Below are 22,007 nucleotides of genomic sequence, written 5' to 3'. Positions count from 1 at the left end.
TGGTATATTTTGGTCCGGTATTCGAAAGGAGCTGCACATGGCACGACATAAACCTGCCGCCGAGGGTGGTTATCAGCGTGGCGAAGAAACCCGCGCGCGTATTGTCGACGCGGCGGTCGTGGTCTTTGGCGAGCGCGGCTACGACGGCGCGTCGACCCGCGACATCGCCACGGCCGCGGGCGTCAACGCCCCGGCGATTCAGTACTATTTTGACGGCAAGGAAGGCATCTATCTGGAGTGTGTCGAGCACTTGATCACACTGCTGTGGCGCAAGATGGCGCCGTGCGTGGAGGCCGCCGAATGCGCGTTGGCTGATGAGGCCTCGGACGATAAAACCCTGATCGACGTTTCACTGGGCATCCTCGGTACGGTGGTTTCCACCATCCAGGACAGCCCGCAAACCACCGCCTGGCGTGCGTTTCTTGACCGCCACCAGGCCGGCCTGTGTCCAGAAAGCGCGACAACCGCCTTTGAGGATCGCTTCAAGGCGCGCATTGGCCGGGTTATCCGCCAACTGATCGCGCGCCTGGCCGGTTTTGCGGTGGAGGACGAGCGCACCGTGATTCATTCGATGGCACTGTTCACCCAGGGCCTGGCATTCCGGGTGCAAAAACCCAAGCTGCTTGAGTCGTTGAAGTGGGCCGAAGTCAACCAGAAGGAAATGGAACTGGTGCGCGACGTGGTGCTGATGCAGGCCCGGTTTACCCTCGAAGGCCTGGTCAAGCAACGCGGCGTGATCGCTACGTGATGTGATGTTCAATCCCAGACGAGGACGCAACGATGTCGCTCTATACCATTACCATTCCCTGCTTCGCCCAGATGCTGAACTCGCTCAAAGGCCTGCTCGCCAAAGGTGAGGCTCACGCTGCAGCGCTGGCTTTCGACCCGCAAGTTCTTCTCGATTCACGCCTGGCACCCGACATGCACCCCCTGGCGACCCAGGTTCGCTACGCCTGCACCCAGGCGCGCGAGGCGGTTGAGCGGCTAAGCGGGCAGCCGCTGTCGACGCTGCAGGCACCGACCTCGATGGCTGAGGCGCTCGCACTGATCGACCAAACGCTGGCAGTGCTCGTCGGCGCTGATCGCGGCGTGATTGAGCGTCGGGCAGATGAATCCATCGCCATCGAACTCCCCGGCGGTATCGCCTTCCAGATGACCGGTAACGAATACGCCGTCAATTGGGCCACGCCGCAGTTCTATTTTCACCTGATGACCGCCTACAACATCCTGCGCCATAACGGCGTGCCGCTGGGCAAAGCGGACTATGTGCCGCACATGTTTGCGTATGTGCGTCAGGGCTGAACGCAGCATCAAGGGCGGCGGCGATTGGGGGTCTGCGCAGTGTCGACACGTGCTGTGCGAGTGGTCTGCCGCCGCGCTTTTTTGCGGATGACCTGCGTCCAGATGCTGCGAAAATCGGCCAGCCGTTGTGAAATGTTGTGAAGCATGGGGAATGGCCCTTTGCCCATGCTAACGTCCGCATCGGGGTATCGTCAGCACGACGATTTCATTCGTTCCATTGAGGGAGCAGCGCCGATGTCTACTACCGTAACGCCCGCGTCTGGCGGGTCGAACACGCCAAAGTCCTCGCCGTCGTCTTTCGACGACAAGTTGAACATTGCCAAGTCCAGCAAGGTCATTGCCGATTACATGCGCCAGACGGGCAAGTCGGCCATCACCAAGCAGGAGCTGTCGCAACTGGCCAGCAATGCCTCGGGCAAGGTGCCAGCGAACGTTTCCGACGCTGCCAAGTACGTGGAAAAACACCCGGATGTATTCACCGCCATCGAAACCCACGACGTGGCCGGCGCCGACAACCTGTCCGGCGTGTGGAACTTCGACTGGGCGGCCAATGGCGGGCTGAAGGGCACGGCGACCGATGCCATCGCCACCATGCAGGACACGTTTGACATGGCCATCGCCAAGTCTGCGCAGATCACTGAAATTTCCACCGCTAAAAAAGCCGAACTGGACTCGACCAAACAACGGCCGCAGAACTGAGGCCGCACGTTGTCAGCCACGCCCAAAACGGTTCCCGGCGCGTCAGTGGGGACCGTTTTCTGCCTGACCGGCGGTCAGTCTCACTCAATACCCGCAACTCAATCACGGCGCTGTGCCGACACTCATCGTTTGGCCTTTTTTGATGCGTTCAGCGCAGATTCAAGCAACGTGAGCAACTATACCGGTCAGTGAAAGCACTCCACTCGCCACTGCCGGAGAAACCTTGATGCTTGTGATCGTCGGCGTACTTGCCAGCGTGGCCGTGTGGGTCTGGTGGACCTATCCCCCGCGAGTTTCTCGACAACGCCAAAGTGTATTCCTCGATCCGCCCCTAGCTGTACGGGGCAGCCAGGGCCGCAACCGATTACTGTCGCAGGCATACCACCGCCGTCTGGATGCCGCGCCATGTTTATGTCTACCAGCCTGCTCTCAGCCTTCGTGCTGTTTGCCTTCGTGTCCTCGATCACACCTGGCCCCAACAACACGATGCTGCTGGCCTCGGGTGTGAACTTCGGGTTTCGCCGGTCGATGCCCCACGCGTTGGGAATCAGCATCGGCTTTATGCTGTTGGTGATTTCGGTGGGGCTCGGTCTGGGCGAAGTGTTCAAGGTATTTCCGTGGGCCTACACCTTGTTGCGGTATGTGGGCGCGGCTTACTTGTTGTACCTGGCGTGGAAGATTGCAACCTCCGGCGGCATGTCCGAGAGCGAAAACGAACACGCCAAACCCATGACCTTCCTCGGGGCGGCGGCGTTTCAATGGGTCAATCCCAAGGCGTGGATCATGGCGTTAGGGGCGATCACCACCTACACGCCGGCCGAGGGCTATGTGACCAACGTGCTGGTGATTGCCCTGGTGTTTGCGGTGGTCAACTTGCCCAGCGTGTGTGTCTGGGTGGTTTGCGGCACTGGCCTGCGCACTGTGCTGCGTGAACCGCGTTGGTTGCGTCTGTTCAACGTGTCGATGGCCGGGCTGCTGGTGGTGTCGCTGTACCCGATGCTCTTTGCGAGTTGATAAAGTTCGAGACGGTGACGCAGTCACACGGGCGAGATGGTCGCCAGCAAGCCGATGCCGATGGTCAATACCAAAAAGCCGAACAGGAAAAGTGCCATCTTGGTCATAAGGCCTCCGAAGGGAAGGGGACGACAGGAATGTCGGGTTGGCGCCATTGTCCGCCTCGAGGCGTTTTCGATACAGACGCAGATAGCAAAGAAAAAACCGTATCAGATGGCCGCGCGACTGCCCGGCAGCAGGCCTGGAAGGCGGGCGCGTTTCTAAAGATCAGGCACGCGGCTGGCGTTCAACAGCGCCGCCGGGGCAACCGCACGGCCAGGCACCACGCTTGGGGAATGCCGAGGGACAGCGCCTGCATTTGCCCCTAAGATAGCGCCCACTGCATCAACAATAAGCGTGGGCCAACCCTCGATGGAAAGACGCCAATTCAGCGGTGGCATGCAAGGCAAGAACCTGCGCTACCTGAATGACTCCCCCCAGCAGCGGCCGCCGGTTACCCGTGTGGGCTTCCTGCTGCTAGAACACTTCTCCCTGCCCGCATTCACCCAGACCCTCGACACGCTCATCACCGCCAACCTGCTGCGTCCCGAACTGTTTGCCACCCGTACGTTTGGTTGCGGCGACGGCGAGGTGATCAGCGACCTGGGCCTGGTGATCCGTCCCGATGCGCGCCTGGACGTGTCGGCGTTGCCGCAGTTGGACTTGTTGGTGGTGTGCGGCGGCTTTCGTACCGAACTCAAGGCCGATGACGAATTCAGCCAGCTGTTACGCAGCGCCGCCGAACAGGCTGTCGCCCTTGCCGGGTTGTGGAACGGCGCCTGGTTTCTCGGCCGCGCCGGCCTGCTGCAGGGCTATCGCTGCGCCATCCACCCGGAACATCGCCCGGCGCTGGCGGAGGTCTCCAAGGCCGCCCAAGTGACCAGCGAGCCCTATGTGATCGACCGGGACCGCCTGACGGCCTCCAGCCCCTCAGGCGCGTTTCACATGGCCCTGGACTGGATCAAGGGTCTGCACGGCAAGGCGCTGGTCGAGGGCATTGAAGACATTCTGGCGTTCGAGGAGTCGCGTTACCGACGCATCAAACCCACGGAAAATGTCTGCGTCAGTGCGCCGCTGCGTGAGGTGGTAAAGCTGATGGATGCCAACCTTGAAGAACCGCTGGAACTCGACCAGTTGGCCGTCTACGCCGGTCGTTCACGCCGTCAGCTGGAGCGGCTGTTCAAGGAACAACTGGGCACCACGCCGCAGCGCTATTACATGGAACTGCGGGTCACCGAGGCGCGGCGCTTGTTGCAGCACACCGAACTGTCCCAGGTGGACGTGCTGGTGGCGTGCGGTTTTGTCTCGCCGAGCCATTTCAGCAAATGTTACAGCGCGTATTTCGGCTATCGCCCCTCCAAGGAGAAGCGGCTGGTCAAGTAGTCTGCGCGCGTTGAATTTCTATCTGGACGACGTTTTATCAAGGAGTACCGATGCCTATAACACTGTCAGACCGCTACCGGGGCAGCCTGCTTGGGCTGGCCTGTGGCGACGCGGTCGGCACCACGGTTGAGTTCATGCCCCGTGGCACATTTGCCGCCGTGACGGACATGGTCGGAGGCGGGCCGTTCAGCCTGAAGCCTGGCCAGTGGACGGACGACACATCGATGGCCCTGTGCCTGGCCGAAAGCCTGCTGAGCAAGGGCGGCTTTGACGCGAAGGATCAGATGGGCCGGTACCTGAACTGGTGGCAATGGGGCTATTTGAGTGCCACGGGAGACTGCTTTGATATCGGCATGACCGTGCGCGAGGCCTTGGCGGCTTTCCAGCAGCATGGCGACCCATTTGCCGGTTCTACACACCCGTATTCGGCCGGCAATGGCTCGATGATGCGCCTCGCGCCTGTGGTGTTGTTCTTTTTCCCGAACCTGCAACGTGTGCGCGCATTTGCCATCGACAGTTCACGCACAACCCACGCGGCTCCAGAGGCCATCGAGTGTTGTGTGGTGCTCGCGCAGGCGCTTTGCAAGGCCTTGAGCGGCATGCCCAAGGACGAGGTGTTGCGCGTCTCGGACGGTGCGCTGACGGCGCCCAAAGTGCTGGCTATCGCTGCCGGCGAATACCGTAACAAGGCGCGTGGCGAGATTGCCGGTTCCGGCTATTCGGTTGCCTCGCTGGAAGCCGCGTTCTGGTGCTTTCATCACACCGACAGCTTTGCCGATGCTGTGCTCGCCGCTGCAAACCTGGGTGACGATGCGGACACCACGGCCGCCATCGTGGGCCAGTTGGCGGGCGCCTACTATGGCGTCCAAGGCATCCCCGCCGGCTGGCTGGAAAAATTATGGATGCGCGAGGAGATTCAGCAGATGGCGGATGCCTTATCAGACGCCTCCAGGGCAGGCCACTGAGGCCCGCACCCGGCAGCGTTGCTCAGAATCGCCCCAGTCGATAGGGCGCGAGCGTGGGCAGCCCGGACAGCGAGGGGTGTGCGGCGGCCAGTTGCGCGACGATCTCCGCCGTCACCGCCGCCTGCGTCAAGCCCAAATGCTGGTGCCCGAATGCAAGCAGCACCTTGCCGTCGCACGGCCGATCAATGATCGGCAATGAGTCGGGCAGGGAAGGGCGAAACCCCATCCAGGCGGTCGCGTCCTGCGCGTTCAGGTCCTCACGGAACAACCCTTGGCTCAGTCGGTGCAATTGCCAGGCACGCTGCATATTCGCCGGGCGCTCGAGCCCTGCGAATTCGACGGTGCCGGCCAGGCGCAAGCCATCGCTCATGGGCGTCATGATGAACTTGCGCTCAAACGAGGTGACGGCAAACGGCAGGCGGTGCTGCTCCCTTGGCAGCATCAAGTGATAGCCGCGCTCCGTATCCAACGGCACTGTTTTACCCGTGAGTGCCGCGGTGAGTCTGGCCGAGTGAGCACCGCAGGCGATCAGCACCTGGCGCGCGGCGACGACGCCTTGATCGGTCATCAGCGACACGCCAGTGCCTTCCAGCCGCCCATCCAGCACGCGCTGTTGCACAAACTGCACGCCACTGGCCTGAGCGGCGCTCACCAGTGCGCAGACCACGGTGTACGGGTCAATAAAATGCCCGGTGGCGGGGAAAAACAGGCCGCCTCGGATAGCCTCGCTCAGTTGCGGCGCCACCTGGCGTATCGCCTCGCCTGGCCAGAATTCCACCGCCACGTTCTGCTGCTGCATGCGCAGGCGCAATGCATCGATCGCCTCAGCTGACGCGGCGCGCTCAAACACCAGCAAGGAACCGTCTGGGCGCAACAACTGTGGCCGGTCGATGCTCTGCAACAAGCGTTGCCAGGCCGCCAGGCTGGCTTCATTCAGCGCGCGAATACCTGCGACCGTGCGCCGGTAGCGCGCCGGGCGCAGGTTCAGCAGCAGGCGCGCAAACCAGGGCAGGGCGCGCGGCAGGTATTTCCAGTCCAGGCGCAGCGGGCCCATGGGGTCCATCAGCATCGCCGGCAGGCGCTTGAGGATCGACACGTCGGCAATCGGAAACACCTGTTCGGTCGCCAGGTGCCCGGCATTGCCATAGGAGGCGCCCATACCGGGCTGCTGCGGGTCGATGACCACCACGCGCCGGCCTTGACGCGACAATTGCAACGCGCAGGCCACGCCAATAATTCCGGCGCCGATGACGACGGTGTCTGCAGTGTTGGAATCGGACATGGCCTAGGTCTCTCTCTGACCGTCGAGCAAACGCCTTAACTGCAACGGGTTGCCCTGTTGCAGCGCGCAAGGCAACAAGCCATCGGGGAAGTCCTGGTAGCACACCGGGCGCAAGAACCGCAGGATCGCCGCCGTGCCCACCGAGGTGCTGCGTGAGTCCGAGGTGGCAGGGAAAGGCCCGCCGTGGACTATGGCGTCACACACTTCTACACCCGTGGGCCAGCCGTTGACCAGCAGGCGCCCGGCCTTGCGTTCAAGCACCGGCAGCAAGGCTTTGGCACGTGCCAAGTCCGTATCGTCCAAGTGGAGTGTGGCCGTCAGTTGGCCTTCCAAGTGTTCCGTGACTTGGCGGACTTCATCTTCGCTGGCGCACACCACCACCAGCGATGCGGCGCCGAAGACTTCTGCTTGAAGGTGCTGATTGCGCAAAAAATCGTGGGCCGGGGCGACGAACAGGTGCGCCTGAGCCTGGTTGGGGCCGTCGGCCGCCTGACCTGTTGCTGCAATCCGGGCATGTTCGGCCAGCGTACTCACGCCGCTTTGATACGCGCGGAAAATACCCGGCGTCAGCATGGTCTGGGCCGCGCAACCGCGCAGCAACTGCGTTGCGCTGGCGATGAAAGCATCCAGTGCGCTGCCTGCGACGGCAATCACCAACCCAGGGTTGGTACAAAATTGCCCGGCGCCCTGAGTCAACGACGCGACAAACCCCTGCGCCAATGCTTCGCCACGTGCCTGCAACGCGGCAGGAAACAAATACACCGGGTTGATCGAGCTCATCTCGGCATACACCGGGATCGGCTCCGGCCGCGCCTGCGCCGCCTGGGTCAATGCGATACCCGCGTTGCGCGAACCGGTAAAGCCCACGGCCTTGATGCGCGGGTCGGTGACCAGGGCGATGCCGATGTCCGTGCCCGCGCCGTAAAGCAGTGAAAACACCCCGTCGGGCAAACCACAGGCCTTCACCGCCTGGGCCACCGCGCGTCCGACCAGTTCACTGGTGCCGGGATGGGCACCGTGTGCCTTGACGACCACCGGGCAGCCGGCCGCCAGGGCCGATGCGGTATCACCGCCCGCCACCGAGAACGCCAAGGGGAAATTGCTCGCGCCAAACACGGCCACCGGTCCCAGTGGCACCTGCCGTTGACGCAAGTCTGGACGTGGCAACGGCTGGCGCTCGGGCTGCGCGGTGTCGACACGCACGCCCAGCCATTCACCGGCGCGCACGGTGCGCGCAAAGCTACGCAACTGCGCGCAGGTGCGGCCGCGTTCGCCCTGGATGCGCGAGCGCGGCAGGCCCGTTTCGGCCATGGCGCGTTCAATCAACTCATCGCCGAGGGCTTCGATAGTGTCGGCAATGACGTCCAGAAAGCCGGCGCGCTCGGCCAGCGAGGTTTCGCGATAGGTGTCGAACGCAGCCCACGCCAGGGCGCACGCCTGTTCGACATGCTCACGACCGCCGCCGGCGTAAGCCGGTTCCAGTGGCGCGTCGGTGGCGGGATTGATGGCCCGAATCGCTTCGCGATGGCCGGAAATTGCTTGCTGACCGATCAGCATCTTGCCCGTCAGAGTCATGGGGTCGTCCTGGAAAAATGAGGGTTGGCCGCTGTGAGAAGCACAGCGGCGCGCAAGGGCTCAGGCGAGGTTCTGTTCGGCCGACCAGTTGGCGTACCACTGGCGGAACAGCGCGTACTGGTGCTCGGCATAACGCCGCTGTGCATCACTGAGCACGTCGGTGTCGTTGAAGTGCTGGGCGTAACCCTGGTCACCGTTAAGCACCATCAAATGCTTGTAATACAGCACCAGGTCGCAGCCTTCGTCGAAGGAGGACAGCACGCCCAGCGCCGCTTCCAGTTCGCGGGCCAGGCGCCGCGCCTTGGCGTCACCTTTGGCGGCTTGCTTGCTCAGGGCCACCAGTTGCAGCACTTCGCGTGGCAGCGCATTGCCGATGCCGGTGATGGCGCCGGTGGCGTTGCAGTTGACGAAACCGTGCACCACCTGGGTGTCGACGCCGACCATCAGGGTCACGTTATCGTCCTGGGAGGTGATGTTTTCAGCCGCGTAACGCAGGTCGGCAGCGCCGCCGAATTCCTTGAAACCGATGAGGTTGGGGTGTTCGCGGCGCAGTTCGAAGAACAGGTCGGCGCGGGTGGCAAAACCGTAGTACGGGCTGTTGTAGATCACCGCCGGCAGGTTTGGCGCGGCATTGAGGATGGCCGAGAAGTGCGCCTTTTGCGCGGTGGCCGACGCACCGCGTGACAACACGCGCGGGATCACCATCAGGCCATGGGCACCGACGTTGGCCGCGTGCGCTGCGTGGGCCACCGCTTCACGGCTGTTCACCGCACCCGTGCCGACAATGGTCGGCACACCGGCAGCCACCAAGCGCGCCACACCTTCCTGGCGCTGGGCCTCGGTGAGCAACGGCCAGTCACCCATGGAGCCGCAGTACACCACGGCGCTCATGCCGATATCGATCAGCTCGCGCCCCTTGGCCACCAGGGCGTCGAAGTCCGGCGTGCGCTCACGCGTGCACGGGGTCATCAGCGCGGGGATGCAACCGGTGAAAATGTTGTCGCTCATTGTTTTAACTCCTTGCAGCGTTCAGTAAAAAATCGGGGCTCAGATGCCCCAGGCGAAAGGGTCCTGCGCGTCGATCAGCAGGGTGCTGTCGGCGGTCATGTAGGCGCGGCCGGTGATAAACGGGCGTACGCGCTCGCCGTCCCATTCATAGCGGCCTTCGAATTGGCTGCCGGTGATGCTGGCTTGCACCCAGGTCGCACCGGGCGCGAGCTTGCCGTCGGCGGCCAGGCACGCGAGCTTGGCGCTGGTCCCGGTGCCGCACGGCGAACGGTCGTAGGCTTTGCCGGGGCACATCACAAAATTGCGGCTGTCGGCGTTGGCGTCGTCTGCGAACAGTTCGACATGGTCGATCAGCGCGCCATCGGCGCCGTGGATGCCTTGGTTTTCCAAGGCCTTGAGCATCATCCAGGTGTAGTCGGTGAGGGCGTCGACGTTGCCCATCTCAAGCGTTTGCCCGTGCTGCGAGACCAGGAAAAACCAGTTGCCGCCCCAGGCAATGTCGCCGTGGACCACGCCATGGCCTGGCACGTCCACCGCCACGTGGTGACGATGGCGATAGGCGGGCACGTTGCGCAGGGTCACGGCGCCGTCTTCGTGCAGGGTGGCCGTTACAGGGCCGACCGGCGTGTCGATGCTGTGCACGCCGGGCTTGATGCGCCCCAAGTGGTGCAACGAGGCGACCAGCCCGATGGTGCCGTGGCCACACATACCGAGGTAGCCGGTGTTGTTGAAGAAGATCACCCCGCACGTCGCACCCGGTGTGACCGGCTCGCAGTACAGCGCGCCGACCAGTACATCATTGCCGCGCGGTTCCAGCAGGCAGGCGCGGCGCCACAGGTCGTGCTCGGTGCGCAGGTTCTCCAGTTGCTCGGCGATGCTGCTGCCTGTCAGCGTGGGAAAGCCGTCCAGCACCAGGCGCGTGGGTTCGCCGCCGGTATGGGAGTCGATCACGTGCAACCGTTTCATAAAACGCTCCATTCAGTGGGTGGCCGGGGACAAAAGCTTGCTGTGCCGGGGCTCGTTGGCGACTTCGCTTTCGTCGTCTTCGTGTTCCAGGCGCACGAGGTGGGCAGGCACGCCGGTGGCCGCGCCCCAGTAATAAATGCCCAAGGCGCAGGCCGCGACGATCAGCGTGTCAAACGGGTGGCTGAGCACGCCGAGGCCACCAAAACTGCCAAGTTTGGAGAGCAGGAGGGTCACCGCGTAGAAGCCGATCAGCCACGCCGATGAGCGCACTTGCTGCTTGATGTTCAGGTGCGCGGTCGGCACCCAGCGTGCGCACAGCAGGTACACCCCGAACATGAGGATTTGCAGGCCGAGCAGCCACGACACGGTGCTCCAGCCAGACCAGTACACAATCAGCGCGGCGATGATGAACGACAGCGGGCCGAGTACCGCCATGCCCTTGACCCGAAACGGCCGTGGCATGCCCGGTGCATTGCGGCGCAGTGCGGCGACGGTCACCGGGGCGACGGCGTAGCTTAGGATCAGCGCGGCCGACACTACATTGATCAGCGCTTCCCAGGAGGGGAACGGCAGGGTCCAGAACACCGACAGGCCAAAGGTCAGCCACAGCGCCGGGCGCGGGATGCCGGATTTCTCATCAATGCGCGTGAAGATCTTGAAGAACGTGCCGGTCTGCGCCCAGCCATACACCACGCGCGGCGTGGCATTCATGTAGATATTGCCGCAGCCGCTGGGCGAGATCACCGCGTCCGCCACCACCAGGTACGCCAGCCAGCCCACGCCCAGCGCCAGGGCGATATCGCGATAAGGCAGCGCGAGTTCCTTGCTGATTCCCGCCCAACCGTTGGCGAGCATCTCGGTGGGCACGCCGCCGAGGAACGCGGTTTGCAGCAGCACATAGATGGCCGTCGAGAGCAGCACGGAGAGGATCAACGCGATGGGAATGGTGCGTTGCGGGTTCTTCACTTCACTGGCCACCGAGATGATCGGCGTCAGGCCCAGATAGGCAAAAATCACGCCGCCGGCCGACACCGCCATCTCGATGCCCGACAGGCCGAACGGGGCAAAACCCTGGGCCTGGAAGTTGGCCGGTTTGAAGAAGGTGAACAGCACGCCAATCACCAGCAGCGGCACGATGAACTTGAACACGCTCACCAGGTTATTGGCGATGGCGAAGGTCTTCACACTGCGGTAGTTAAGGACAAAGAACAGGCACAACAGCGCCAATTGCATCAGCCAGCCCAGGGTCGTGGGGTCGCTGGAGCCGGCCTTGGTCAGTTCGGGAAACCAGGCGGCCGCGTATTGGCGCGAAGCGACCACTTCAATCGCCACCAGGCTTGAAAACGCAATCAGCGTGATAAAGCCCATCAGGTAGCCCAACAGCGGGCCGTGGGAATACACCGGGTAACGCACTACGCCACCGGCACGGGGCAGGGCGGCGCCGAGTTCGCAATAGACGATGCCCAGCAGCAGCACGGCGAAACCGCCGATCAGCCAGGAAAAAATCCCCGCCGGCCCGGCGATGGCCGAGACGTGACTGGCCGCAAACAGCCAGCCCGAACCGAAGATGGCGCCCAGCCCGATAAAGGTCAGGTCCATCAGTGAAAGTTGTTTCTTGAACTTGCCTTGAGCAGACATGGCGGCGCCTTCTTGTGAGTTATTGGATAGGCAGGTAGTGGCGTTATCCTGAACGCATCAAGGGCGTGGCGATTGATGTTTTGCGCCTGTGTGGATGACGAATTCGGCACAGTTTGCCGCGCTCGACAGTCACTTCGGCATGGGGCAATCTGCTCGAAAACAGGGGAGTCCAGTTCATGCTGCCGAGCGCATTTGCGAGCCTTTTTCAGGCCAATCGTCCCCACGACATGCAGCAGCTATTGGCGGGGGTGGCGCAGCTGTTGCCGATGCTCGACGTGATCCCCAACGCCGCGATCTTTATCAAGGACATCGAGGCGCGTTACGTGCTCGCCAACCACACGCTGGTGCAGCGCTGCGGGCTCAAGCAGCTGCAACCGCTGCTGGGCAAGACCAGTGCGCAAGTGTTCCCCGCGCAACTGGGGCCGGGCTATACCGAACAGGATCGGCGGGTGCTGGAACAGGGGTTTGTGCTTGAGGACCAGCTGGAACTGCACCTCTATGGCACGCGCGAACCCGGCTGGTGCCTGACGCACAAATGGCCGCTGTACAGCGATGTAAACCAGATCATCGGCCTGGCGGGCATCTCCGTCGACCTGCAGTCAGCCAGCGAAACGCACCCGGCATACCAGCGCCTGGCCGCTGTCGACGCGCACATCCGCACGCATTTCAACCGGCGCGTCAGCCTCGGTGAACTGACGCGCATTGCCGGCATCTCCGTGGCGCAGCTGGAGCGCTACTGCAAACGCGTTTTCCACCTGACGCCACGGCAGATGATCCAGAAAGTGCGCCTGGAACACGCGCACCGGCTGCTGCATACCGAACTACCGATTACCGAGGTCGCGCTGCAATGCGGCTACACCGACCACAGCGCGTTCACCCGCCAGTTCAGGGCATTGACCGGGTTTACACCGAGGCAGTATCGGCAGGCGACGCAAGGCCGTGCGTGAGACCTGAGCCATTGAGCTTCGCCGCGAGCAGCGCCCGCGCTGTTGCCAGCGCACACGCGGCGAGCGACTTGATGGCGGTTCCCGGTGGCCACAAATGACGCCGCGTGATTTTGCTCATGCGCCCGGCAAGTCGAGTGCGCGATTCAACGCCTAGGAACTGCGCTGCACGGACAGTGCAAATTGCAATGCAACGAATCGTACCCGTGGCGGCTCCTATGCTTACAGATAACTTTTTCACGCACACAGGTAACGGGCTTATGACGGCGGCGGACAACGATCATGTGAACTGGCTGGTTGAGCAATCGATGCTGCACGCGGCGCGCCAGCGCGCCAAGCTCTATTCGGGGCAAGGGCGATTGTGGCAGCAGCCGTATGCGCATACCCGGCCGCGTGATGCTTCAGCCTTGTCGTCGGTGTGGTTTACCGCGTACCCAGCCTCGATCGTGACCCGTGAAAACGGCACGGTGCTGGAGGCGCTGGGGGATGAAAGCCTGTGGCACGCGTTGTCGAAGATCGGCATCCAGGGCATTCACAACGGCCCACTGAAAAAATCCGGCGGGCTCTCTGGCACGCGGCATACGCCGACCATCGACGGCAACTTTGACCGCATCAGTTTTGAAATCGACCCGCAGCTGGGCACCGAGGCGCAGCTGCAGGCGCTGACGCGCATGGCCGCTGCGCACAATGCGGTGATCATCGACGACGTGATCCCATCCCACACCGGCAAGGGCGCGGATTTTCGCCTGGCCGAGATGGCGTACGAGGACTATCCCGGGCTCTACCACATGGTGGAAATCCGCGAAGAAGACTGGCCGATGTTGCCCGAGGTCGCCGAAGGCCGGGACGCTCAGAACCTCAGCCCGGTGCAGGTGGATGCGCTGCGCGACAAGCATTACATCGTCGGCCAGTTGCAGCGGGTGATTTTCTTTGAGCCCGGCGTGAAGGAAACCGACTGGAGCGCTACCCCGGTGGTGGTCGGCGTGGATGGCAAGCCGCGCCGTTGGGTCTACCTGCATTACTTCAAGGAAGGCCAGCCGTCGCTGAACTGGCTGGACCCTTCGTTCGCCGCGCAGCAAATGATCATCGGCGACGCCCTGCATGCGATTGACGTGATGGGCGCCAAGATCCTGCGCCTGGATGCCAACGGCTTTCTGGGGGTGGAGCGCAAGCTCGAGGGCGGTGCCTGGTCGGAGAGCCATCCGCTGTCGATTACCGGCAACCAGTTGCTCGGCGGCGCGATTCGCAAGGCCGGTGGGTTCAGCTTTCAGGAGCTTAACCTGACGGTGGATGACATCGCCTCGATGTCACACGGCGGCGCGGACCTGTCCTATGACTTCATCACGCGCCCGGCGTATCAGCATGCGTTGCTGATGGGTGACACCGAGTTTCTGCGCCTGATGCTGCGCGAGATGCACAGCCAGGGCATCGACCCAGGCTCCTTGATTCATGCGTTGCAGAACCACGATGAGCTAACCCTGGAGCTGGTGCATTTCTGGACCTTGCACGCCCACGACAATTACCTCTACCAGGGCCAGACTTTCCCCGGCAACATTTTGCGTGAGCATATTCGCGAACAGATGTACGAACGCCTGACCGGCGAACATGCGCCGTATAACCTCAAATTCGTCACCAATGGCGTGTCCTGCACCACCGCCAGCATCATTACTGCAGCGCTGGGGATTCGTGACCTGGAGGCGATTACGCCGGCCGATATCGAGCAGATCCGTCAGATCCATTTGTTGTTGGTGATGTACAACGCCATGCAGCCTGGGGTGTTTGCCTTGTCGGGTTGGGACCTGGTTGGTGCACTGCCGTTGGCGGCCGATGAAGTCGCGCATTTGATGGCCGACGGCGATACCCGCTGGGTGCATCGCGGCGCTTACGACCTGGTGGACCTGAACCCCGACGCCGAGCTGTCGGCGGGGCAAATGCCGCGCTCCAAAGCCTTGTATGGCAGCCTTAACCAGCAGTTGCAGGATCCGCAGTCGTTTGCCTCGCAGCTGCAAAAAATCCTCGCGGTGCGCAGTGCCTATGGCATCGCCGCCAGCCGGCAGATTCTGGTGCCGGACGTCGAGCATCCCGGCTTACTGATCATGGTCCACGAGTTGCCGGCCGGGAAGGGTACGCAGATTACCGCGCTCAACTTTAGCAACAGCGCGATCACCGAAACCCTGCACCTGCCCAATATCGCGCCGGGGCCGGTGGTGGACATCATCAATGAACGGGTTGAGGGCGACCTCACTGCCGAGGGTGAATTTACGATCACGCTGGATGCCTACGAGGGCCTGGCGCTGCGGGTCGTCAGTCATTCGCCGATGATTTGAGTGCGGCCTTAACGCGGGCTCGGAACTGCAGTGCGTGACAATGCTTCGCCCAAGGTTTCTTCCAAGTGCTGAATGCGACGAGAAACCGCAGACTGCGTCAGGCAAAGGGTTTGCGCTGCCTTGGTCAGTGGCGCGCTGTCGACCACGGTGACGAAGGCATTCAATTTTTGAAATAGCATGCGAAATATTCATCATCTTTTGGAAAATTATGCGCTTGATGAATCTTGTGGTGGCGACTAGCGTTGTATCACTGGCCGCCGGTGTGGATGGCCGCTCACCCTGTTAAGGATATGTTCATGCCTTTAGTCCGAATTGACCTTGCCGCCGACACCTCTACTGACACCGCGACGGCCATCAGCGAGGTGGTGTACGCGGCGATGACCAGCGTTGCCAACGTGCCTGAGCACGATAAATTCCAGATCATCAACCGTCATGCCAAGGATGAACTGGTGTACCCGGCGGACGGTTATCTGGGGATCAGCTACACGCCCAGGATTGTGTTTATCCAGGTGACCTGGAACGCCGGGCGCAGCATTGACGTGAAAAAGGCCTTTTATGCATTCATCGCCGAAGGCATTCACGCCAGGACCGGGTTGCGCAAGGAAGATGTGTGGATCAGCCTGGTGGACGTGAAGCGCGAAGATTGGTCGTTTGGTAACGGTGAAATGCAGTACGCGCCGACCGAGTGACGCATGCACAAAAAAAGGGGCGACTCAGTCTGAGTCGCCCCTTATTTCATTCGGCGTTCAGCGCCTGCAGAAACGCTGTGTGTTGCAGCGTTTGCGAAAACATCGGCAAGGTAAACTGCTCGGCTGCGCGCTGTTGTTCTTCACTGAACGTCGCGGTGCAATCGGTCAAGGTCACCACGTCATAGCCTTTTTCGTACCCTGATCGAACCGTGCCTTCGACGCAGCAGTTGGTCAGGAAGCCTGCGACGACCAGGTTCTGGATGCCATTGTTGCGCAGGACCAAATCCAGACCGGTGGTGGCGAACCCGTCCAGCCCGCGTTTGCCTTCGATCACGATGTCGGCGGCTTCGTGCGTCAGCGCGTCGCTGATCTCGGCGCCCCAGGTGCCGGCGCGAAAGGCGTTGCCGTCGGCGACGCCCTTGAGAATGCCGTAGGAGCGTGTGGTCAGCTCAGGGTAGCCGTCGGCAAATTGGATCGGTAAGTGGATGATCTTTACGCCCAGCTTGCGTGCCTGCTCAATCGTGGTGGCAGTGTTTGCCAGCATGTTGGTGGTGTGCATGACGTCTTTGACGGCGTCATGGAACACTCCGCCGGGGGTGGTGAAGTCGTTCTGGTATTCAATCAACACAATTGCGGTTTTATGCGGGTGCATGGTCGCTCTCCGATCAATAGGGTTTATTCGTTACTGCCTTCAACCAGGGCGACGCTGTAGGTCGTACCCTTCAAACGGTGTGCGGCAACCGCCGGATACGCGGGGCTGTTTGCCCAGGCGAGTCTCGGACAAGCCGGCACCATGCAGCGGCGCTGTGTCAAAGAAACGGATGCCTTGAGCCCAGGCGGCGGCGACGGCAGCGGCCGCCTCGTCTTCGTCAATGGCGCGGAACATGTTGCCCAGCGGCGCCGTGCCGAAGCCCAGTTGCCCGATAATGTTGTCATTCAAACTCATCGCATCACCTCGGCCTCATCAGGCCTTTAATCGTAGGTCAAGCACGACGGTTGGGTCGTGTTCGTTGAGGAATTTCTCAAGCGAGAATGAAGAGGCATAACTGCAAACATTTATTAAATAGATTCTACATAAAATCTATTGTGGGTTTTTGAGTGTTCAAGCCTGAGTGATGTTTGCCTGGCTGCTCATCGGCCTGGCGCAAACAGGCTGATTATTGCGATGCTAACGGCCTACGCGTCACGACCCGCTCACATCGAACTTATGGAGAAACATCGGTGCAATCGCTGCCCATTCCGCCGTCCATCGTCGGGCACACGCTTGAGTTGCGCCCGTTGGACAGCGCAGATTTCGAAGCCCTGTACCGCGTCGCCGCCGATCCTTTGCTCTGGGCTCAGCACCCGAGTCCAACCCGCTATCAGGCGCCGGTATTTCGTGAGTGGTTCGACGAGGCATTAACGTCGCAGAGCGTTGTGGTGGTGATCGACCGTGCCAGTCATGCGGTGATAGGCAGTTCTCGCTACTACGACTTCAGTGAAGAAAAACGTGAGGTTGCGATTGGGTACACCTTTTTAGCCCGCGAAAAATGGGGCGGCGCGGCGAATGGGGAACTCAAGCGCCTGATGCTCGACCACGCATTTCGCTGGGTCGACACCGTGTGGTTCCATATCGGCGCTCAGAACATTCGCTCACAACGGGCCCTGCAGAAAATCGGCGGGAGGTTGTCGCATTCCGCGACGAAGGATGTCGCCGGGCGCACCCAAGAGACCGTTTTTTATAAAGTTGAGCGTGATGCGTTGGTGGGTAACGAGTTGTAGCGGATCAGGATGCGCGTGTGATCGTCGGTCGGCGGGATGCAGGGGGATTTGCGCAGGGCAAAAAGAAAAGGGTCTGTCCGACGGACTTTGCTGGAACGCTCCAGCGCTTTCTCGCATCGGAGCTTAACAGCCGTCAATGCCCAGCCCGCGCTGGGCTTTTTGCATCTGGCGAAAGTGTTTTTTAACAGGGGTCACAGGCTTACTTTAACGGAAAAGTAGCCTTGAATTCTGTCCCACTTTCAATGGTTGAGCTAACCGAAACCGTGCCGCCGTGTGCCTTCACGATTTCGCGGACAATGAAAAGCCCCAATCCAACGCTGCGACTATCTTGCGCAAGATTGACACCACGAGTCATCGGACTGAAGACCGTGGCGAGGAAGTCTGGAGGAATCGGTATACCCCAGTTGTGCACTACCAGTTCGAAACCTTGCTCCGTAATGGAGGAGGTTACTGTCACCGGGCGATCCACCGCTCCATATGTAACAGCATTGGATATAAGGTTACCTGCAAGCTGCGTAAGCCTATCGCTGTCAGCCATGCATAGACCCTGGCCATTGGTTGAATGCAGAAGCTCTCGTTTGGGATAAACGATTCGAAGCTGCTCGACAGCCGCAGCGATCAGCAGGTGTAGGTCGATAGTCGTTTTTGTAACCCCAATACCGCGCCCTATTCTGGCCTGTGTGAAATCCAACAAATCGTTGATAAGCCTGCGTGCCCTTTGCGCCGCTTCCTGAGTGTGCCGAACCAATTTCAGCTGCCTGGGGGACAGATCATTCCGCTCCAGCACCTCGGTGGCCATTGAGATCACCGATAGGGGATTACGCAGATCGTGACTCACTATCCCAATCATTTGCTCAGAGAATAGAGCACGGTCTTCTGCTGCTGCCTGCTCCCGTTTTACGTCTGTGATGTCATGAAGGATACCGACAAACTGAACGAGCTTGTTATTTGGGTCGAATGCCGCACGCCCAGTGGAGAGTACCGTGCGCTGAACGCCGTCAACGCCGTTCAATCTATAAATGCAGCGATACTCCTGAGCTACCGATCCGAGAGCCGCCGAAAATAACTCGGCCTCTCTTGGAAGGTCATTAGGGTCTATCAGGTCTGAGTAAACTGACGCTGAAACATCTTGGTTTGACGGGTAACCGAGCAATTGCGCGACGCTGTTATCGTAACGACGCTCAAGTGTCACCGGGTCGACGTCCCAAACGTGCATCTTGGCCGACTCTAGAGCAACTCGCAGCCTCGCATCGGCAACCGACAAATCCCGCTGAAGAGCTAGGTGAGCTTCGAGCGATTCCTCAGCTTGCCGTTTGGAAATCAGCACTTCCTGCTCGAATCGATGCCTCTCGATCACTAGAAACGCGCAAACCTCATCGAAAATGCCGCCAAGGTGTTCCCGCCTTGTTGCATTGAGAATCATCGGTAATTTTTTACCCTCAGACGTCGCAAACTCAAGCTTTACCTCGGAGATGGAACGCTGCATCTCAAGCAAAGGCATCCAGTGAGTTTGATGGAAAATTCGTCCTCCGACAGTCAGCAACTCTTGTAGTTTACGTCGGCCAACCAACTGATCTTTGGAGTATCCCAACCACTCGCAGAAGGTGGCATTTGCGCGAAGGATTAAACCGGCCTTGCTGGTGATAATGAGGGCGCAGGGAGCGTGCTCGTAAAGCATGTCGGCATCAGGGACTGGGTCGTCATTAGCCGCCATGAGCAATTCGACCCTGAACGCTTGCAATGAAGCTTTGGATCGAATTGATGCATAGATCAGGAGCACTCAGGTGCGGGCAATGCCCCACGTTTTCTATCACCTCAAGACGATTATCCGGGATGACCTTGTTGAGGTAACGACCTACTTCGACAGGTGCAATGATGTCGTCGGATGACTGAATAATCAGCGCCGGCGCCAGTAGCTTGGCCACGTCAGTGCGGTTATCAGATAGGAACGTCACCCTGGCGAACCGCTTCGCAATATCAGGGTCTGTCTGGCAGAAGCTATTGGTTAATTCGACACCAAGATGGGGCTGTCCAGGCGCGCCCATGATGGCGGGGGCCATGGAGCTCGACCAGCCAAGGTAGTTGCTTTCCAACGTCTCCAGAAGAGAGTCGATGTCCTCCCTGCTGAAACCACCAAAATATTCACCATCGTTGATATACGACGGTGAAGGCCCAACCATGACATGCGCCCCGAATAGATCAGGCCGCTTATTCGCGGCGATTACGCCCGCCATAGCGCTGACAGAATGCCCAACAAATATGACCGGGCAGTCCGCAAACTCCTCAATAATCTCCACGATGTCCTGCGCGTACCCTTTCAATGATGAGTACCTCACAACCTCATAGGCTGAGAGGTCTGACTTCCCACAGCCTACAACGTCGAAAAGAATCGTCCGAAAGTTGTCGCGGAATGCCGGCTCGACGAGTCTCCACATGTTCTGATCACACCCAAAACCATGCGCAAAAACTAGAGTGACAGGGCCTGAACCGTGGACGCGTACATTGTTGCGGGTTAGGACAGACATTTAAGCCTCCTGCGCTGATCACACATGGAATTCGAAAGGGCGAGTTTAACAGTCTACGTCATTAACTGCCGTTGTCCGTCCTGCTTGGCAGCAAAAACCTGGACGATAGCAAGTCTCAACGGGCATGACGCAGCAAAAAATGAGAACGCATGTATGGCAGCCGGTTTAATAACTTGGGACGTGATGCTTAAGCGTATGCCTGGAGGTGGCTTTTTCGGATGGTCAGCCAGGCGCCGTGAAAATCTCTTGTTTTTTGTGAGGCCTGATGTTGGCGGAATGCTCGGTGCAGACGAGCCTTGGCTGAACGCTACATCGCTGACCAACGGCCGGTTGGACAGGCGGTTGGTGGGGCTGCAAGGTAGGCTTGCAGCGCTGCCCATCTCGCTCCCGAGATCTGGGCGGTGTCCAGTATGTTGGTACGCTGCGTAGGGGCTGCCATTCGGGCCTGCCAGGCATACGTTCGCGCTATTGCACGCTGACGATTAAATCAATTAGTTCTACGAAGCCTGACAAGGACTTGCTGGCTTTTGTTCAGCAGCAAGGTTGGTGAAAAAAATGCAGCCTATTAACTTGGCGAATAAAACCAAAGTCTCCTCAAGATCCGGATCTTCAAACAATATTGAGCGTGAGTCCAGCGCGCATAAAGCACCAAAGAGTCGCCCATCAGGAAGGAAGATAGGAGCGCCTGCATAACTTTCCAGTCCGTATCGCTTGACGACATGGCGATCTGAATATCTGCGATCGCCACTGATTTTTGGAATGAAGAGGGCTTTGGGGTTTCTTCTCAGCTCGCTGCAGAGGGTGATTTCCAACTCCAGGATATTTCCAGCCTCTATCCCTAGATGGGTTGGGTCGAAAACTGAGCAAACTATCCAGTCCTTTTCCGTGAATTTGGCAATCCCGGCAAATCGCATTCCTGTAAGGCGTGTAACAAGCTGCAAAATAGCGCTTGTGGCCTCCAGTTCAGCTATTTCAGAGCGTTCATCTGCGCTCAGCACAGAGTGCAAGGCAATCTCATGAGAAGCCATTTTTATCCCCTGCTGTCTGTAGCTGAGCGTGTCACTGTTGATTGGTAACTCTGTGCCATGAACGCACTGTGCTTGATCCAGCTTTTAGGTCCGGAATCGGAGAACCAAGTCATTCAAGTTGACTGCTAGACGTGATAATTCATTGCTTGCAGTCAACGTCTGGCGGGTACCCTCAGTGCTTTGAATTGCCAGGTCACGAATGCTGATGAGACTGCGATCTACGTCACGTGCGACGTGAGCTTGCTCCTCGGAAGCGGTTGCAATCTGAATATTGCGGTCGTTGATTTCCAGTACGGAATCAATAATTTGGCGTAGCGATTGGCCTGCTTGCTCTGCCGTATCTCGCGTGGTGTAGACCTCAGAGGTGCTCTTGTGCATCAACTCGACTGCGGCTGAAGAACCGGCCTGGATGGTGGATATCATCTGTTCGATTTCTTGGGTCGACGTTTGGGTGCGGTGCGCCAAAGCCCGAACTTCATCGGCCACCACTGCAAAACCACGGCCCTGTTCACCCGCCCGTGCCGCTTCAATTGCTGCATTCAACGCCAGGAGATTCGTTTGCTCGGCAATCGCCCTGATCACACTCAGAACTTTGGTGATGTCTTGAGCCTGGCCTGCGAGTTCTTTCACCTGGTTTGAGGAGACTTCGACCAGTTCCGTCAGTCCGCGCATGGCCGTTAACGTTTCAGTCACTTTTTGATTGCCCAGATCAGCCGCCAAGCTGGACTGCGTGGCCGCTTCAGATGTGGAGTTGGCATTGCGGGCGACTTCTTCGACGGCGGCGCTCATTTCGGTCACTGCCGTGGCTGCTTGCTCTATTTCGCTGTTTTGCTGCTGAAGGGTGCGATCGGCACTTTCGGTG

General features: G+C 60.0%; 20 protein-coding genes and 2 pseudogenes. 10 read left to right on the top strand and 12 right to left on the bottom strand.

Features of this window, described 5'->3' with window-relative positions:
• Positions 1-37 precede the first annotated feature (37 nt).
• The 6 genes from NTD89_RS28390 to NTD89_RS28365 all read left to right on the top strand — a co-directional run bounded on the left by NTD89_RS28390 (position 38) and on the right by NTD89_RS28365 (position 5,402).
• Complete coding sequence (locus tag NTD89_RS28390; protein WP_262210823.1) at positions 38-748, top strand: CerR family C-terminal domain-containing protein; 711 nt, start codon at positions 38-40, stop codon at positions 746-748.
• 32 nt (positions 749-780) lie between these two features.
• On the top strand, positions 781-1,302 hold the full coding sequence (locus NTD89_RS28385; RefSeq protein ID WP_262210822.1) for a DUF1993 family protein: 522 nt from the start codon (positions 781-783) through the stop codon (positions 1,300-1,302).
• 234 nt (positions 1,303-1,536) lie between these two features.
• Positions 1,537-2,001, top strand: coding sequence for a hypothetical protein (locus NTD89_RS28380; RefSeq protein WP_262210820.1), 465 nt, complete (start codon positions 1,537-1,539; stop codon positions 1,999-2,001).
• A 405-nt stretch (positions 2,002-2,406) separates the two neighbouring features.
• Positions 2,407-3,015 carry a LysE family translocator gene (locus NTD89_RS28375; protein ID WP_242197974.1) on the top strand — a complete coding sequence of 203 codons (609 nt, stop codon included), beginning with the start codon at positions 2,407-2,409 and terminating at the stop codon, positions 3,013-3,015.
• A gap of 438 nt (positions 3,016-3,453) precedes the next feature.
• Positions 3,454-4,437 (top strand): GlxA family transcriptional regulator, encoded by a 984-nt coding sequence (locus tag NTD89_RS28370; RefSeq protein ID WP_145161234.1) that lies wholly within the window; start codon positions 3,454-3,456, stop codon positions 4,435-4,437.
• A gap of 50 nt (positions 4,438-4,487) precedes the next feature.
• Positions 4,488-5,402 carry an ADP-ribosylglycohydrolase family protein gene (locus NTD89_RS28365; RefSeq protein WP_262210819.1) on the top strand — a complete coding sequence of 305 codons (915 nt, stop codon included), beginning with the start codon at positions 4,488-4,490 and terminating at the stop codon, positions 5,400-5,402.
• A 22-nt stretch (positions 5,403-5,424) separates the two neighbouring features.
• Here NTD89_RS28365 and NTD89_RS28360 read toward each other — a convergent pair whose 3' ends face one another.
• The 5 genes from NTD89_RS28360 to NTD89_RS28340 are packed head-to-tail and all read right to left on the bottom strand — an operon-like array spanning position 5,425 to position 11,871.
• The gene (locus tag NTD89_RS28360) at positions 5,425-6,684 is read right to left on the bottom strand and encodes an NAD(P)/FAD-dependent oxidoreductase (protein WP_262210817.1); all 1,260 of its coding nucleotides are present in this window, start codon (positions 6,682-6,684) and stop codon (positions 5,425-5,427) included.
• 3 nt (positions 6,685-6,687) lie between these two features.
• On the bottom strand, positions 6,688-8,259 hold the full coding sequence (locus NTD89_RS28355) for an aldehyde dehydrogenase (NADP(+)) (RefSeq protein ID WP_262210816.1): 1,572 nt from the start codon (positions 8,257-8,259) through the stop codon (positions 6,688-6,690).
• Between the two features lie 60 nt (positions 8,260-8,319).
• On the bottom strand, positions 8,320-9,267 hold the full coding sequence (locus NTD89_RS28350) for a dihydrodipicolinate synthase family protein (protein WP_262210814.1): 948 nt from the start codon (positions 9,265-9,267) through the stop codon (positions 8,320-8,322).
• A 39-nt stretch (positions 9,268-9,306) separates the two neighbouring features.
• A complete protein-coding gene (locus NTD89_RS28345) occupies positions 9,307-10,233 on the bottom strand; it encodes a 4-hydroxyproline epimerase (protein WP_262210812.1) in 927 nt (308 codons plus the stop codon).
• Positions 10,234-10,245: 12 nt separating this feature from the next.
• Positions 10,246-11,871, bottom strand: coding sequence for an APC family permease (locus tag NTD89_RS28340; RefSeq protein ID WP_262210811.1), 1,626 nt, complete (start codon positions 11,869-11,871; stop codon positions 10,246-10,248).
• Positions 11,872-12,047: 176 nt separating this feature from the next.
• Here NTD89_RS28340 and NTD89_RS28335 point away from each other — a divergent pair, with 176 nt between their 5' ends.
• Positions 12,048-12,818: an AraC family transcriptional regulator gene (locus NTD89_RS28335; RefSeq protein ID WP_262210809.1), complete on the top strand. Its 771-nt coding sequence runs from the start codon at positions 12,048-12,050 to the stop codon at positions 12,816-12,818.
• A 257-nt stretch (positions 12,819-13,075) separates the two neighbouring features.
• On the top strand, positions 13,076-15,142 hold the full coding sequence (treS, locus tag NTD89_RS28330) for a maltose alpha-D-glucosyltransferase (RefSeq protein ID WP_262210807.1): 2,067 nt from the start codon (positions 13,076-13,078) through the stop codon (positions 15,140-15,142).
• A gap of 8 nt (positions 15,143-15,150) precedes the next feature.
• On the opposite strand, the gene NTD89_RS28325 is transcribed toward treS, so the two are convergent.
• Positions 15,151-15,321 carry a LysR family transcriptional regulator gene (locus NTD89_RS28325; protein ID WP_262210805.1) on the bottom strand — a complete coding sequence of 57 codons (171 nt, stop codon included), beginning with the start codon at positions 15,319-15,321 and terminating at the stop codon, positions 15,151-15,153.
• Positions 15,322-15,438: 117 nt separating this feature from the next.
• Here NTD89_RS28325 and NTD89_RS28320 point away from each other — a divergent pair, with 117 nt between their 5' ends.
• A complete protein-coding gene (locus NTD89_RS28320) occupies positions 15,439-15,831 on the top strand; it encodes a tautomerase family protein (protein ID WP_262210803.1) in 393 nt (130 codons plus the stop codon).
• A 46-nt stretch (positions 15,832-15,877) separates the two neighbouring features.
• Here NTD89_RS28320 and NTD89_RS28315 read toward each other — a convergent pair whose 3' ends face one another.
• Together NTD89_RS28315 and NTD89_RS28310 are read right to left on the bottom strand one after the other, a co-directional pair.
• Entirely contained in the window at positions 15,878-16,483 is a 606-nt protein-coding gene (locus NTD89_RS28315; RefSeq protein WP_145160959.1) for a cysteine hydrolase family protein, read from the bottom strand.
• Positions 16,484-16,591: 108 nt separating this feature from the next.
• Positions 16,592-16,777, bottom strand: a pseudogene (locus tag NTD89_RS28310) (aldo/keto reductase); the annotation flags it as partial.
• 275 nt (positions 16,778-17,052) lie between these two features.
• Between NTD89_RS28310 and NTD89_RS28305 the strand changes: the two are divergent.
• Positions 17,053-17,592 carry a GNAT family N-acetyltransferase gene (locus NTD89_RS28305; RefSeq protein WP_262210802.1) on the top strand — a complete coding sequence of 180 codons (540 nt, stop codon included), beginning with the start codon at positions 17,053-17,055 and terminating at the stop codon, positions 17,590-17,592.
• A gap of 199 nt (positions 17,593-17,791) precedes the next feature.
• On the opposite strand, the gene NTD89_RS28300 is transcribed toward NTD89_RS28305, so the two are convergent.
• The 4 genes and pseudogenes from NTD89_RS28300 to NTD89_RS29650 all read right to left on the bottom strand — a co-directional run.
• On the bottom strand, positions 17,792-19,306 hold the full coding sequence (locus NTD89_RS28300) for a PAS domain-containing sensor histidine kinase (protein ID WP_262210800.1): 1,515 nt from the start codon (positions 19,304-19,306) through the stop codon (positions 17,792-17,794).
• Entirely contained in the window at positions 19,296-20,117 is an 822-nt protein-coding gene (locus NTD89_RS28295; RefSeq protein WP_242197946.1) for an alpha/beta fold hydrolase, read from the bottom strand. Before NTD89_RS28295 ends, NTD89_RS28300 begins: the two co-directional genes overlap by 11 nt.
• Before the next feature lie 497 nt (positions 20,118-20,614).
• Positions 20,615-21,145 carry a GAF domain-containing protein gene (locus tag NTD89_RS28290; RefSeq protein ID WP_145160951.1) on the bottom strand — a complete coding sequence of 177 codons (531 nt, stop codon included), beginning with the start codon at positions 21,143-21,145 and terminating at the stop codon, positions 20,615-20,617.
• Positions 21,146-21,229: 84 nt separating this feature from the next.
• Positions 21,230-21,829, bottom strand: a pseudogene (locus tag NTD89_RS29650) (methyl-accepting chemotaxis protein); the annotation flags it as partial.
• Positions 21,830-22,007: the final 178 nt, after the last annotated feature.

The organism is Pseudomonas sp. 14P_5.3_Bac1 (assembly GCF_025466135.1).
GTDB lineage: Bacteria > Pseudomonadota > Gammaproteobacteria > Pseudomonadales > Pseudomonadaceae > Aquipseudomonas.
Note: the sequence above shows the minus strand (reverse complement) of the source record. Positions and strands in the feature narration are given on the sequence as shown.

What these genes read in the sequence shown, in the direction of transcription:
- NTD89_RS28320 (WP_262210803.1), top strand. Translation starts at nt 15,439, where the DNA reads ATGCCTTTAGTCCGAATTGACCTTGCCGCCGACACCTCTACTGACACC.
- NTD89_RS28350 (WP_262210814.1), bottom strand. Translation starts at nt 9,267, where the DNA reads ATGAGCGACAACATTTTCACCGGTTGCATCCCCGCGCTGATGACCCCG.
- NTD89_RS28385 (WP_262210822.1), top strand. Translation starts at nt 781, where the DNA reads ATGTCGCTCTATACCATTACCATTCCCTGCTTCGCCCAGATGCTGAAC.
- NTD89_RS28335 (WP_262210809.1), top strand. Translation starts at nt 12,048, where the DNA reads ATGCTGCCGAGCGCATTTGCGAGCCTTTTTCAGGCCAATCGTCCCCAC.
- treS (WP_262210807.1), top strand. Translation starts at nt 13,076, where the DNA reads ATGACGGCGGCGGACAACGATCATGTGAACTGGCTGGTTGAGCAATCG.
- NTD89_RS28380 (WP_262210820.1), top strand. Translation starts at nt 1,537, where the DNA reads ATGTCTACTACCGTAACGCCCGCGTCTGGCGGGTCGAACACGCCAAAG.
- NTD89_RS28325 (WP_262210805.1), bottom strand. Translation starts at nt 15,321, where the DNA reads ATGCTATTTCAAAAATTGAATGCCTTCGTCACCGTGGTCGACAGCGCG.
- NTD89_RS28365 (WP_262210819.1), top strand. Translation starts at nt 4,488, where the DNA reads ATGCCTATAACACTGTCAGACCGCTACCGGGGCAGCCTGCTTGGGCTG.
- NTD89_RS28340 (WP_262210811.1), bottom strand. Translation starts at nt 11,871, where the DNA reads ATGTCTGCTCAAGGCAAGTTCAAGAAACAACTTTCACTGATGGACCTG.
- NTD89_RS28375 (WP_242197974.1), top strand. Translation starts at nt 2,407, where the DNA reads ATGTTTATGTCTACCAGCCTGCTCTCAGCCTTCGTGCTGTTTGCCTTC.
- NTD89_RS28360 (WP_262210817.1), bottom strand. Translation starts at nt 6,684, where the DNA reads ATGTCCGATTCCAACACTGCAGACACCGTCGTCATCGGCGCCGGAATT.
- NTD89_RS28390 (WP_262210823.1), top strand. Translation starts at nt 38, where the DNA reads ATGGCACGACATAAACCTGCCGCCGAGGGTGGTTATCAGCGTGGCGAA.
- NTD89_RS28300 (WP_262210800.1), bottom strand. Translation starts at nt 19,306, where the DNA reads ATGGCGGCTAATGACGACCCAGTCCCTGATGCCGACATGCTTTACGAG.
- NTD89_RS28295 (WP_242197946.1), bottom strand. Translation starts at nt 20,117, where the DNA reads ATGTCTGTCCTAACCCGCAACAATGTACGCGTCCACGGTTCAGGCCCT.
- NTD89_RS28345 (WP_262210812.1), bottom strand. Translation starts at nt 10,233, where the DNA reads ATGAAACGGTTGCACGTGATCGACTCCCATACCGGCGGCGAACCCACG.
- NTD89_RS28355 (WP_262210816.1), bottom strand. Translation starts at nt 8,259, where the DNA reads ATGACTCTGACGGGCAAGATGCTGATCGGTCAGCAAGCAATTTCCGGC.
- NTD89_RS28315 (WP_145160959.1), bottom strand. Translation starts at nt 16,483, where the DNA reads ATGCACCCGCATAAAACCGCAATTGTGTTGATTGAATACCAGAACGAC.
- NTD89_RS28370 (WP_145161234.1), top strand. Translation starts at nt 3,454, where the DNA reads ATGCAAGGCAAGAACCTGCGCTACCTGAATGACTCCCCCCAGCAGCGG.
- NTD89_RS28290 (WP_145160951.1), bottom strand. Translation starts at nt 21,145, where the DNA reads ATGGCTTCTCATGAGATTGCCTTGCACTCTGTGCTGAGCGCAGATGAA.